Here is a 13093-nt window from a genome sequence, read left to right on the forward strand (position 1 = left end):
ATCAGGACTGGAGACAGCCCGCTTTTTCGGCAGATTGGAGGGTTCGAGCCTCCGAATCGCGCCAAAATCCGCCGCGCAGGGGCCGGAGCCCTGGTCGGAGAGGGATCTGCGCGGAAGGAAATGCGGAAGACTTCGGCCAACGAGACTCGTCGGCACGTCACCTCATCCCGGTATGGAGATCGGACCACATGAAGACTTTTCGCCTTCTGACAGCGGTCAGCATCGCGGCCCTCATCGCCGCCCCGTCGGTCGCCACGGCCCAGCAAAAGACGCTCTATGTCGCCGGCTATGGCGGCTCGTTCGAAAAGACCATCCGCGACGAGGTGATCCCGGCCTTCGAGAAGGAGAACGGCGTCAAGGTCGAGTACGTCGCCGGCAATTCCACCGACACGCTGGCCAAGCTTCAGGCGCAGAAGGGTAATCAGCAGATCGACGTCGCCATCGTCGACGACGGCCCGATGTACCAGGCGATCCAGCTCGGCTTCTGCGGCAAGCTCGAGGGACTGCCGGCCGATCTCTACGACACGGCGCGCTTCAAGGACGATCGCGCGGTCGCGATCGGCATCGTCGCCACCGGCCTGATGTACAACACCAAGGTGTTTGCCGAAAAAGGTTGGTCGCCACCGATCTCCTGGAACGATCTGAAGGACACGAAATACGCCAAGCAGCTCGTGATCCCGCCGATCAACAACACCTATGGCCTCGAAGCGCTGGTGATGTTGTCGAAGATGAATGGCGGCGGCGAGTCCAATGTCGATTCCGGCTTCAAGATCTTCAAGGAGCAGATCAATCCGAACGTGCTGGCCTATGAGCCGTCGCCGGGCAAGATGACGGAGCTGTTCCAGTCCGGCCAGGCCGTGATCGCGGTGTGGGGCACGGGTCGCGTGCAGAGCTTTGCCAATACCGGCTTCCCCGTCGACTTCGTCTATCCGAAGGAAGGCGCCGCGACGCTGCTGACCACCGCCTGTCCGATCACCAAGCCGAACGCCTCGCCGCTTGCGTCCAGCTTCGTCAAGATGCTGCTCGAACCCAAGATCCAGCTCGTGATGCTGAAGGACTACGGCTATGGCCCGGTGCTGAAATCGCTGGTGATCCCGCCCGAGCTCGGCAAGATGGCGCCGATCGGCGAGCGCGCGGCAAAGCTCTATAATCCGGACTGGACCGTCATCAATGAGAAGCGCGAGGAATGGACCAAGCGCTGGAATCGCGAGGTCGAGCGCTGATCGGTCATACCGGAGACAGTGCGATGGCCTATCTCGAGCTCGAAGGGGTCGCCAAGCAATTCGGAGCGCAGACTGTCGTCGACGACTTCAGTCTCGCCGTCGGGAAGGGGGAGTTCGTCTCCTTTCTCGGCCCCTCCGGCTGCGGCAAGACCACGACCCTGCAGATGATCGCGGGCTTCCTCGATCCCAGCCGCGGCGCGATCCGGCTGGAAGGCAAGGATCTGACCGCGATCCATCCGGCCAAACGCGGGCTCGGGATCGTGTTCCAGAGCTACGCGCTGTTTCCGCACATGACCGCGGCCGAGAATGTCGCCTTCGGCCTCGAGATGCGCAATGTGCCGCGCGGCGAACGGACCGAGCGCGTTCGCGCCGCGCTCGCGATGGTCGGGCTTGCCGGCTACGAGGATCGCCATCCGCGCCGCATGTCCGGCGGCCAGCAGCAGCGCGTGGCGCTGGCGCGCGCGCTGGTGATCAAGCCGAGCGTGCTGCTGCTCGACGAGCCGCTGTCCAATCTCGACGCCAAGCTGCGCGAGGAGATGCAGATCGAGCTGCGCCAGATCCAGCGTACCATCGGCACCACCACGATCCTCGTCACCCACGACCAGAACGAGGCGATGTCGCTGTCCGACCGCATCGTGGTGATGAGCCAGGGCAAGATCGAGCAGATCGGCACGCCGCAGGAGACCTATGAGAAGCCGGCCTCGGCCTTCGTCTCGCAGTTTTTGGGCAAGACCAACGACTTTGCCGCGACGATAGATCGGGCGAGTGCGCCTGCGCGATTGATCGCCGGCTCGTGGAGTGCGCCTGCGCCTGCCGGGCGCAATGGTCCCGTCACCATCAGCATTCGCCCCGAGCGGATCGACTTTGGCGACGCAGGCCTCAGTGCAAAGATCGTCACGCGCATCTTCCAGGGCAATCACTGGCTGTTCCAGTGCGAGAGCGAATGTGGCCCGGCGACCGTGATCCGCCAGAATGACGGCCGGTCGCAGCCGGCCGAAGGCGAGGCAGTTCACCTCACCTGGCGGCCGGAGGACATGGGCGTGAGGGGCGTCGCATGAGCGCTTCCGCCGAGGAACGAAACGCACGCACGCCCTGGGCCCTGACCGCGCCGGCTTTGATGCTGTTCGTCGGCGTGCTCCTGATTCCGCTCGCAATGACCGTGATGCTGTCGTTCCACGATTGGGGCCAGTACAAGGGCATCGAGCCCGTCTTCATCCTCAAGAACTGGCACGAGATCGCAACCGATCCCTATTACGCCGAGATGTTCGGGCGGACGTTTCGCATCGCGATCCTGACCACGCTGCTCACCGCGCTGCTCGGTGCACCCGAAGCCTACATCCTCAATCGCATGGGCGGACGCTGGAAGAGCGTTTTCCTGCTGGTCATCCTGGGGCCGCTGTTGATCTCCGTGGTGGCGCGCACGCTCGGCTGGGCGTTGCTGTTCGGCGGCAACAACGGGCTGGTCAACAAGATGTTGATGTCGGCCGGGCTGATCCGCGCGCCCATCCCCTTCATGTTCACCGAAACCGGGATGGTGGTCGCGCTTGCGCACGTGATGATGCCGTTCATGGTGCTGTCGGTGTGGGCGGCGCTGCAGCGGCTCGATCCGCAGATCGAGAATGCCGCGATGTCGCTCGGCGCCGGCCCTGTGACCATCATCCGCCGCATCATCATGCCGCAGATCATGCCGGGCGTACTGTCAGGGGCGATCATCGTGTTCTCGCTCTCGGCCAGTGCGTTTGCGACGCCCGCCATCATCGGCGGCCGCCGACTCAAGGTCGCGGCGACGCTCGCCTATGACGAGTTCCTCAACACGCTGAACTGGCCGCTGGGTGCGGCGGTCGCCACGCTGCTGCTCGCCGCGCTGGTCTTGATCGTCATCGGCAGCAACGCGCTGATCGAGCGTCGTTACGCGGAGGTGTTCCGATGAGCCGGAACGGGCCGCTCGCGCTGATCTTCCACACCATCTTCGTCATCGTCATGGTGGCACCGATCCTCATCGTCTGCCTCGTTGCGTTCACGCCTGAAGGCTTCCTGTCGCTGCCGACCAACGGCTTTTCGCTGCGCTGGTTCAGAGCGATCGCCAACTATCCCGAATTCGTCCATGCTTTCTGGGTCAGCCTTGGCCTTGGCGCACTATCGTCGTTCGTCGCGCTATTATTCGCGGTGCCGGCGGCGCTCGCCATCGCGCGTTATCGTTTCCGCGGCCGTGACGCGCTGGCGGCGCTGTTCCTGTCGCCGCTGATGATCCCGCATGTCGTGCTCGGCATCGCGTTCCTGCGCTTCTTCACCTCGGCTGGCCTCGGTGGCAGCTTCGCCGCGCTGATCATCGCGCATGTCATCATCGTGTTTCCGTTCGCGCTGCGGCTGACGCTGGCGGCGGCGACCGGCATGGACCTCTCGGTCGAGATGGCCGCGGTCTCGCTCGGCGCCGGCGGCTGGACGCTGTTCCGCCGCGTGACGCTGCCGTTGATCCTGCCCGGCGTCATCAGCGGCTGGGCGCTCGCCTTCATCCAGTCCTTCGACGATCTCACCATGACCGTCTTCCTCGCGGCACCCGGCACCGAAACATTGCCGGTGCGAATGTTTCTGTACATCCAGGACAACATCGATCCGCTGGTGACGTCGGTCTCGGCCTGCGTGATCGCGATCACCATGACCGCCCTCATTCTGCTCGACCGCTTCTACGGGCTCGACCGCGTGCTCGCCGGCAAGGGCGATACAGGGCGATAGGAGAATCCATGCGAACAGATTACGACGTCGCCGTCGTCGGCGGCGGATTGCTCGGCTCCGCGATTGCGTGGGGCCTGGGAAGGCTCGGCAAGAAGGTGGCCGTGCTCGACGAAGGCGACATCACAAAGCGTGCTTCGCGCGCGAATTTTGCGCTGGTCTGGGTACAGAGCAAAGGGCTTGGCATGCCGGCCTATACCGTTTGGACGGTGCAGGCGTCGCAGGCGTGGAGCCGGCTCGCGTCCGAGCTGAAGCAGCAGACCGGCCTGGATGTCTCTCTTCAGCAGAATGGCGGATTTCATCTCACGCTCGGCGAGGACGAATTCGGCCAGCGCGCTGAGCTGGTCAAGCGCATGCACAACCAGACGGGCGCCGCCGACTACAAGATGGAGATGCTCTCCGCCTCCGAAGTGAAGAAGTCACTGCCGCTGATCGGCCCCGAAGTTTCCGGCGGAAGCTATTGCCCGCTTGACGGTCACGTCAATTCGCTGCGGACCTTTCGTGCGTTCCACACCGGCTTTAGGGCATTCGGCATCGACTATTTTCCGGAGCGTCCGGTCTCGGCGATCAGCAAGAGTGGCGACGAATTCCGCCTGACGACGCCGCAGGGCGAACTCCGTGCCGCCAAGATCGTGCTCGCCGCCGGCAATGCCAACCAGACGCTGGCGCCGATGGTCGGTCTCACCGCCCCGATGGGCCCGACCCGTGGCCAGATCGTGGTGACCGAGCGCACCATGCCGTTCCTGCCGCATCCGCTGACCACGATCCGCCAGACCGATGAGGGCACGGTGATGATCGGCGACAGCAAGGAAGACGAGCTCGACGATCGCACGCTGAAGCATTCGATCAGCGCCGTGATGACCGATCGTGCCCAGCGCATGTTTCCGCATCTGTCGCGGCTTAACGTGGTCAGGAGCTGGGCCGGCATCCGCGTCATGCCGCAGGACGGCTTTCCGATCTACGACCAGTCGGAGACTCATTCCGGCGCCTTCGTCGCCTGCTGCCATTCCGGCGTGACGCTCGCCTCCAACCACGCCTTCGAAATCGCGCGCATGGTCGCGCAGGGCGCGCTCGAGCCGGAGCTGGTCGGCGCGTTCTCGGCCAGCCGGTTTGGCGGCGCGGGCGCTGCGAACAACAGCGGCTACTAGGGACATTGAAGGAACCAAGATGTTCAAACGATCCGAACAGGACAAGCGACCGCCAGTGCAGATCTTCGTCGACGGCGTTGCCGTCGCGGCGCGGCAGGGCGATACCGTCTCCGCGGCGTTGCTGGCCTCGAACTGCGATGCGCGCCGTTGGACCGCGGTGAGCGGCGCGCCGCGTCTGCCCTATTGCATGATGGGCGTGTGCTTCGACTGCCTCGTCACCATCGACGGCGTCGGCAATCGCCAGGGCTGCCTTGTGCCCGTCGCCGAGGGCATGCAGGTCGAGATCCAGAAGGGCAAGCGGGAGATCGGAAAATGACTGTGGCTCCCAAGCGCGAAGACTACGATGTGGTGGTGGTCGGCGCCGGGCCTGCCGGCCTCGCCGCCGCCGCGACATCCGCCGAAGCCGGCCTGTCGACGTTGCTGCTCGACGAGAATATCGGCCCCGGCGGCCAGGTGTTTCGTGCCATCGCCTCGACGCCCGTGACCGACCGCAAACAGCTCGGTGAGGACTATTGGGTCGGTTCCGATCTCGTGCAGGCGCTGCGCGCAGGCAGCGCGGAGGTCATTCACCGCGCCACGGTCTGGAGCCTCGACCGCAATCTCGACATCGCCGTCTCGATCGGCGGTGCGTCCGCCTTCGTCAAGGCCAGGCGCGTGATCCTCGCGACCGGCGCGCTGGAACGGCCTTTCCCGATTTCCGGCTGGACGCTGCCGGGAGTGATGACCGCGGGCGCCGCGCAGACCATGTTGAAATCGTCGGCCCTGGTGCCCGACGGCCGCACGGTGATCGCGGGGCAGGGACCGCTGCTCTGGTTGCTCGCCGCGCAGATTTTGCGTCTCGGCGGCCGCATCGATCGTATTCTCGACACCACCGAGCGCGGCAATTATTTTGCGGCTCTCCCCCACGCCTTCGCCTTCCTGACCTCGCCCTATTTCGCCAAGGGCCTGTCAATGATGCGCGAGGTGAAGGCGAAGGTGCAGGTCGTCTCCGGTGTCACCGGGCTTTCGGCATCTGGCGACGGCCAGCTCGCGAGCGTGAGCTATGTCGCCGGCGGCAAGCGAGAGACCGTCCTTGCGGATCTCTTGCTGCTGCACCAGGGCGTCGTGCCCAACGTCAATCTGGCGATGTCGGCCGGAATCGAGCATCGCTGGGATGATCTGCAATTGTGCTGGTCTCCGGTGCTCGATGCCAGCGGAAATTCGTCGGTCGCCGGCATTGCGATTGCCGGCGACGGCGCCGGCATCGGCGGCGCGAACGCAGCCGTGGTGCGCGGCCACATCGCGGCGCGCGCGGCGGTGGAAGCATTGGCGCCCGCGGCCGCTGCGAAGCTTCCAGCAATGGCGAGCCTCCGCGCCGATCTCGCCAAGGCCGAGCGTGGCCGCGTCTTCCTCGACACGCTGTTCCGTCCGGCGCCGCAGTTTCGCATTCCCGCTGGCGACACCATCGTCTGTCGCTGCGAGGAGGTCACCGCAAAGGATATTCTCGACGCCGTCGCGATCGGCGCGACCGGGCCGAACCAGCTCAAGGCTTATCGCCGCACCGGCATGGGACCGTGCCAGGGCCGGCTCTGCGGCCTCACCGTCACCGAGCTGATGGCGCAGGCGCGGGGCAAGAGCCCGCAAGAGATCGGCTATTACCGGCTGCGCGCGCCAGTCAAGCCGATCACGCTCGCCGAGCTTGCCGCGGTTCCGAAGAGCGAAGACGACATCAAGGCGGTGGTGCGCGGATGACGAAAAACGTGGATGCGATCGTCGTCGGCGGCGGCATCCACGGGTGCTCGACTGCGCTGCATCTGTGTCTCGCCGGCCTGAAGCCCGTGCTGATCGAGAAGGACTATGCCGGCCGGCACGCCTCCGGCGTCAACGCAGGCGGCGTGCGCCAGCTTGCGCGGCACATCCCCGAAATCCCGCTTTCGATCCGCTCGATGGGAATCTGGGAGAAGATCACCGATCTCCTCGACGACGATTGTAGCTTTGAGAGCTATGGCCAGGTCCTCGTCGCCGAGAACGAGGAGGAGCTCGCGGTGTGTCGCGCACGTGTGGCCGAGCTCAACGCGCTCGGCTTCACCCACGAGGAGCTGATCGATGCGGCCGAGCTGCGACGCCTCGTGCCCGCAGTCGCCGAGACCTGTCCCGGCGGTGTGGTCTCGCGCCGCGACGGCGCCGCCAATCCCGCGCAGGCGACGACGGCGTTCCGTCGCAAGGCGGAGCAGCTCGGTGCGACCGTGCGCGAGGGCATTGCCGCCACGAACATCCGGCACACCGATGGCCTCTGGCACGTCGATGTCGGCGCCGAGAGCTTTGCCGCGCCGGTGCTCGTCAATGCCGCCGGCGCCTGGGCCGGGACCATCGCAGCGGCGCTTGGTGAGCCCGTTCCGGTCGAGACCGTGGCGCCGATGCTGATGATCACTTCGCGCGTGCCGCATTTCATCGACCCCGTCGTGATCCTGCGCGGGCGCAAACTGTCCTTCAAGCAATTCAAGAACGGCACGGTGCTGATCGGCGGCGGCCATTTGGCCACGCCCTATCAGGATCGCAACGAGACGGTGCTGGACTGGAAGAGCCTCGCGACTAGCGCCCGCACCGTGTTCGAGCTGTTCCCGGTGATGCGCGACGCGACGATCATGCGGGCCTGGGCCGGCATCGAGGCCAAGACCAAGGACGATCTGCCCGTGTTCGGGCCGAGCAGCCGCCACAAGGGCCTCTATCACCAGTTCGGCTTCTCGCTCCACGGTTTCCAACTCGGCCCCGGCGCGGGCGCCGTCATGGCGGAGCTGATTGTCAATGGCGGCACCCAGACCCGCATCGGCGATCTCGGCATCGACCGTTTCCATCCCTCCACGCTCTAGCAACAAGAGGACATCATGAGCATTACCCGCAGCATCCGCACGCCCATCATGCACCGCGCCGTCGAAGCCAACGGCTTCGTCTTCATTGGCGGCACCATCGCCGACGACACCTCGGTGTCGATGGGCGAGCAGACCCGCAACATCCTCGGCAAGATCGCGGGCTATCTGAAGGAAGCGGGCACCGACAAGTCGCGCGTTGTGAGCACCTCGATCTTTGTCACGGATCTTTCCAAGAAGAAGGAGATGGACGCGGTCTGGACCGAGTTCTTCGGCGACAATCTGCCGACCCGTGCCACCGTCGGCGTCGCCGATCTCGGCGGCAGCGCGCTGATCGAGGTCGTGGTCACCGCGCTCAAGGGCTGATCGCGCAAGCCGCGGCGGACGTCGGCGCTCCGCGCGCCGTCGCCCCTGCGAGCCTCGCCTTGATCTCGCGCTTTGATGGGACTAGTTAGAAGCTCCTCAAACAGGATATTCGAGAGCCATGGATTTTACCCCGACCGCAATGCCGACCTGCCTTGCTCACGGGGAATTCCATGCCTGCTTCAATCATCCTGTCCAACCTGTCGCTGTCCACGCCTGACGGCCGTCCTCTTCTCTCCGACATCGATCTGACGTTCCGCGCCGAGCGGACCGGCCTCGTCGGCCGCAACGGCGTCGGGAAGACGACGCTGCTCGCGTCGATCTCGCGCGAGCACATCGCCCAGTCGGGGCGCATTGCCGTCAACGGTACGGTCGGTCTGCTGCGGCAGGACGTCCAGCCCTTTGCGGGCGCGAAGGTAATCGATCTGTTCGAGGCGCGAGCCGCGTTCGATCTTCTTCGTCGTGCCGAGCGCGGGGATGCCTCGGCTGAGGAGGTCTCGGATGTCGATTGGACCCTCGAAACGCGGCTTGCATCCGCCCTTGCGCGTGTCGGTTTCGACGTCGCTCCGGAGATCGAGCTCGCCAGCCTGTCGGGCGGGCAGATCACGCGGGTTCGTCTCGCCGCGCTGATCTTCGCGGAGCCGGACTTCCTGCTGCTCGACGAGCCCACCAACAATCTCGATCGGGAGGGGCGCGCGGCCGTGATCGATTTCCTTGGTTCCTGGCGCGGTGGGGCGATTGTCGTCAGCCACGATCGGAGCCTGCTCGAAACGATGGATGCGATCGTCGAGCTGACGTCGCTCGGAGCCACGCGATACGGCGGCAATTGGAGCAGTTATCGCGGGCAGAAAGCCGTCGCTCTCGCGGCTGTCAGGCACGACCTCGCGCATGCCGAGAGGCGGCTGTCCGCGATCGATGGGAACGCGCAGCGGGCTGCGGAGAGGAAAGCGCGCAAGGACAGCGGCGGTAAGAAGAAACGCACCAAGGGCGACATGCCGCGCATCCTGGCCGGCGCGCGCAAGGACCGTAGCGAAGACACCGGCGGCAAGAACGCGCGGATCGCCGAGCGGCGGCGTGCGGATGCGCTTGAGGCCGTCGATAGGGCGCGGCGCCGCATCGAGATTCTTCAGCCGCTGTCGGTGAAACTACCCTCGACCCGGCTCCCGGCGGGCAGGGAAGTGGTTTGGCTGGATTGTGTCAGCGCCGGCTATCGGCCGGACCGGGAAGTCTTGCGCGAGCTATCGCTCAAGATCGTCGGTCCGGAGCGTGTGGCAATCGTCGGGCCCAACGGCTCCGGCAAGACGACGCTGCTAAAACTCGTCGCCGGCGAACTGCGTCCGCTCTCCGGCACCGTGCGGGTCAGGCTGGATCTTGCGCTGTTCGATCAGAGGGTCAGCCTGCTCGATCCCGCGATCTCCATCCTGGACAATTTTAGGCGCTTCCATCCGAAGGCGGGTGCAAATGAATGCCATGTCGCGCTGGCCCGGTTCATGTTTCGCGCCGATGCCGCCTTGCAGATCGTAGGACATTTGAGCGGCGGGCAGATGTTTCGCGCCGGCCTCGCCTGCGTGCTGGGCGGAGCGATGCCGCCGTCCTTGCTGATCCTCGACGAGCCGACCAATCATTTGGACATTGAGGCAATCGAAGCCGTCGAAGCGGGCTTGAGGGCCTATGACGGCGCGCTGCTCGTCGTCAGTCATGACGAGGCGTTCTTGCAGGCGATCGGGATCACGCGCAGGGTCGAACTGGCCGGCTAAGTCCGCTGCCCATCGTTGATTAACAAAAACCCGACGCCCTGCCCCCAGCGCGTCGGGTGAAAAAAATGACTATCAATCCGTGATCCCAACGCAGCAGTTGTGACTCGCGTTGCGCCAATTTACCACTCCGGGAAGCTACCGCGTTGGAACCGGACTCCGCCAAACCTGCGCCCGGCCTAGGAGGCGGCGCTGCCGCCCGGTTCAAGCGCCTCACCCATCTCCAGCGGATGGGCCATGGTCTCGTGCAGCGCATCACGGTCGAGCTCGCCTTCGGAGATGCTGATGACGACGCAGGCGACGCCATTGCCGATCAGATTGGTGAGCGCGCGGCACTCGCTCATGAACTTGTCGATGCCGACCAGGATCGCGATCGACTGGATCGGGATGTCGGGCACGATCGAGAGCGTCGCTGCGAGCGTGATGAAGCCCGCTCCGGTCACGCCCGAGGCGCCCTTCGAGGTGATCATGGCGATGCCGAGAATGCCGAGCTCCTGCCAGATGGTCAGATGGGTATTGGTCGCCTGCGCCAGGAATAGCGTCGCCAGCGTCATGTAGATGTTGGTGCCGTCGAGGTTGAAGCTGTAACCGGTCGGAATGACGAGGCCGACCACCGAACGCGAGGCGCCGAGATGCTCCATCTTCTGGATCATCTGCGGCAGCACCGTCTCCGACGACGAGGTGCCGAGCACGATCAGGAGCTCGTCCTTGATGTAGGCGATGAAGCGCAGGATCGAGAAGCCGGCGAGCCTTGCGATCGCCCCCAGCACGACCAGCACGAACAGCATGCTGGTGAGATAGAACGTACCGATCAGGGCGGCCAGGTTGAGCAGCGAACCGAGGCCGTAGGCGCCGACGGTGAAGGCCATCGCGCCGAACGCCCCGATCGGGGCGACGCGCACGATGATGCGGATGATGCCGAAGAACATCTTTGCGGCCTTGTCGATCGCTTCCGCAATGGGCTCGCCGGCCTTGCCGAGAAAGGCGATGGCGAAGCCCGACAGGATCGAGATCAGCAGCACCTGCAACAGATCGCCGCGTGCGATGGCGCCCAGATAGCTGTCGGGGATGATCGCCATCAGATGGGCGACGATGCCTTCTTCCTTGGCCTTGGTGACGTAGGTCGCCACCGATTTCGGGTCGATCGTGGCGGGATCGATATTGAAGCCATGTCCGGGCTGGAGCACCTCGCCGACCAGCAGGCCGACCGCGAGCGCCACGGTCGAGACGGTCTCGAAATAGATCAGCGACTTCAGCCCGACCCGGCCGACGCGCTTGAGGTCGCCCATCGAGGAGATGCCGTGCACCACCGTGCAGAAGATCACCGGCGCGATCATCATCTTGATCAGCGCGATGAAACCGTCGCCGAGCGGCTTCAGGGCCTTGCCGAGATCGGGATAGAAATAGCCAACGAGCACCCCGAGCGCGATCGCGATTAGCACCTGGATGTAGAGAATCTTGTACCAGGGCTGGTGCCGGCGGTGGATGGCTGGCTGGATCGCGATCTGTGTCATAGAATAGGCCCCGGAACGTATTGATCTTGTTTGATTTGCATCATGTGATGGCCGCTGCAGAAGCGACAATCACATTTTTGTCTGTTCGCACGAAGATCGGTCGCTGCACCGCAACTGGGGGGAACATGCCGATTGCAACGGGCTCCGACGAGCGAGCGCAAGGCTATTTCCCGCATTGGACTCTGAAGTCCTCCGGCGTGATCATGCCCGAGGAGCGGCTGCCGCTTGGCCAGACCGTGGTCTCCGGTCTCCAGCATTGCGTCGCAATGTCGGGCTCGACGATCATCGCGCCGTTGCTGATGGGGTTCGATCCCAACGTTGCGGTGCTGTTTTCCGGCATCGGCACGCTGATCTTCTTCGTCATCGTCGCGGGGCGCGTGCCGAGCTATCTCGGCTCGAGCTTCGCGTTCATCGCGGTCGTGATCGCCGCGACCGGTTACGTTGGGCACGGGCCGAACCCGAACCTGTCGGTTGCGCTTGGCGGCATCGTCGGAGCCGGCGTCCTCTACGGCGCGACCGCGCTGATCGTGATGTGGTCGGGAGTTGGCTGGATCGAGAAGCTGTTGCCGCCGGCCGTCACCGGCGCCGTGGTCGCCGCGATCGGCCTTAATCTCGCGCCGGTGGCGGTGAAGGCCGTGAGCGCCAATGCGTTCGACACGGGAATCGGGCTCGCGACCGTTCTGATCATCGGCGTGGTTGCCGTTGACGCGCCTGGCCTGTGGCGCCGCCTGCCGATCATTCTCGGCGCGATCGGCGGATATCTTTTGTACCTGCTGTTCGCGAACGGCTTTGGCTTCGGCAAGCCGATCGACTTCACGCAAGTTTCGGCCGCGCCGTGGATCGGCCTGCCGAGTTTTACCACGCCGACCTTCCAGACCGATGCGATCGTTCTGATCGCGCCGGTCGCGATCATCCTCGTCGCCGAGAACCTCGGTCACATCAAGGCAGTCGGCGCCATGACGGGCCGGAGCCTCGATGACTATCTCGGCCGCGCCTTGCTCGCCGACAGCCTCGCGACCATCGTGGCGGCCTGCGGCGGCGGCACCGGCGTTACCACCTATGCTGAAAACATCGGCGTCATGGCGGCGACGAAGGTCTATTCGACCTTGCTGTTTGCCTTCGCCGCCCTGGTGTCGATCGTGCTCGGCTTCTCGCCGAAGTTCGGCGCGCTGGTCCTGTCGATCCCGGGCCCTGTCATCGGTGGACTCTCGATCGTGCTGTTCGGATTGATCGCCGCGATGGCCGGCCGGATCTGGGTCGAGAACAAGGTCGACTTCTCAAGTCCGGCAAACCTGATCACCGTCGCAGTCGCGCTGACCGCAGGCGCCGGCGACCTCACAGTCAAATTCGGCGCCTTCACGATCGGCGGGATCGGCACCGCAACCTTTGGCGCCATCATCCTGTACCAAATTTTGACATCGCCATTCGCGCGCCGCGCTGAATGAATCGCAGCGATGCGCTGAGGGATGGAACAAAAGGCCGGTTCCGTCGCTGATCAGGGCATCCCGGAGAGAA

12 protein-coding genes are annotated in these 13093 nt (G+C 64.7%); 11 read left to right on the forward strand and 1 reads right to left on the reverse strand.

Features of this window, described 5'->3' with window-relative positions:
- The first annotated feature begins 188 nt into the window (after window positions 1-188).
- The 10 genes from ABIB90_RS11615 to ABIB90_RS11660 all read left to right on the forward strand — a co-directional run bounded on the left by ABIB90_RS11615 (window position 189) and on the right by ABIB90_RS11660 (window position 10067).
- Window positions 189-1223 (forward strand): ABC transporter substrate-binding protein, encoded by a 1035-nt coding sequence (locus tag ABIB90_RS11615; protein WP_354167995.1) that lies wholly within the window; start codon window positions 189-191, stop codon window positions 1221-1223.
- A gap of 23 nt (window positions 1224-1246) precedes the next feature.
- Window positions 1247-2281: an ABC transporter ATP-binding protein gene (locus tag ABIB90_RS11620; protein ID WP_354167997.1), complete on the forward strand. Its 1035-nt coding sequence runs from the start codon at window positions 1247-1249 to the stop codon at window positions 2279-2281.
- Window positions 2278-3153, forward strand: coding sequence for an ABC transporter permease (locus tag ABIB90_RS11625; RefSeq protein WP_354200686.1), 876 nt, complete (start codon window positions 2278-2280; stop codon window positions 3151-3153). Before ABIB90_RS11620 ends, ABIB90_RS11625 begins: the two co-directional genes overlap by 4 nt.
- Window positions 3150-3956, forward strand: coding sequence for an ABC transporter permease (locus ABIB90_RS11630; RefSeq protein ID WP_354200687.1), 807 nt, complete (start codon window positions 3150-3152; stop codon window positions 3954-3956). Before ABIB90_RS11625 ends, ABIB90_RS11630 begins: the two co-directional genes overlap by 4 nt.
- 8 nt (window positions 3957-3964) lie before the next feature.
- Window positions 3965-5101: an NAD(P)/FAD-dependent oxidoreductase gene (locus tag ABIB90_RS11635; RefSeq protein ID WP_354200688.1), complete on the forward strand. Its 1137-nt coding sequence runs from the start codon at window positions 3965-3967 to the stop codon at window positions 5099-5101.
- A 19-nt stretch (window positions 5102-5120) separates the two neighbouring features.
- Window positions 5121-5417 (forward strand): (2Fe-2S)-binding protein, encoded by a 297-nt coding sequence (locus ABIB90_RS11640; protein WP_354168004.1) that lies wholly within the window; start codon window positions 5121-5123, stop codon window positions 5415-5417.
- A complete protein-coding gene (locus ABIB90_RS11645; protein WP_354168006.1) occupies window positions 5414-6832 on the forward strand; it encodes an FAD-dependent oxidoreductase in 1419 nt (472 codons plus the stop codon). Before ABIB90_RS11640 ends, ABIB90_RS11645 begins: the two co-directional genes overlap by 4 nt.
- Entirely contained in the window at window positions 6829-7950 is a 1122-nt protein-coding gene (locus tag ABIB90_RS11650; protein ID WP_354200689.1) for an NAD(P)/FAD-dependent oxidoreductase, read from the forward strand. The genes ABIB90_RS11645 and ABIB90_RS11650 overlap by 4 nt, the downstream gene beginning before the upstream one ends.
- Window positions 7951-7965: 15 nt before the next feature.
- Window positions 7966-8313: a RidA family protein gene (locus tag ABIB90_RS11655; RefSeq protein ID WP_007596366.1), complete on the forward strand. Its 348-nt coding sequence runs from the start codon at window positions 7966-7968 to the stop codon at window positions 8311-8313.
- A 170-nt stretch (window positions 8314-8483) separates the two neighbouring features.
- Window positions 8484-10067, forward strand: a complete 1584-nt coding sequence (locus tag ABIB90_RS11660; RefSeq protein ID WP_354200690.1) for an ABC-F family ATP-binding cassette domain-containing protein — start codon at window positions 8484-8486, stop codon at window positions 10065-10067.
- 176 nt (window positions 10068-10243) lie between these two features.
- Here the strand turns inward: ABIB90_RS11660 and ABIB90_RS11665 are convergent, their stop codons facing one another.
- On the reverse strand, window positions 10244-11578 hold the full coding sequence (locus tag ABIB90_RS11665; RefSeq protein ID WP_354200691.1) for a dicarboxylate/amino acid:cation symporter: 1335 nt from the start codon (window positions 11576-11578) through the stop codon (window positions 10244-10246).
- A gap of 125 nt (window positions 11579-11703) precedes the next feature.
- On the opposite strand from ABIB90_RS11665, the gene ABIB90_RS11670 reads away from it, so the two are divergent.
- Entirely contained in the window at window positions 11704-13023 is a 1320-nt protein-coding gene (locus tag ABIB90_RS11670; RefSeq protein WP_354200692.1) for a solute carrier family 23 protein, read from the forward strand.
- Window positions 13024-13093 lie beyond the last annotated feature (70 nt).

The sequence above is a fragment of the Bradyrhizobium sp. JR4.1 genome (assembly GCF_040548605.1).
GTDB classification, from domain to species: Bacteria; Pseudomonadota; Alphaproteobacteria; order Rhizobiales; family Xanthobacteraceae; genus Bradyrhizobium; species Bradyrhizobium canariense.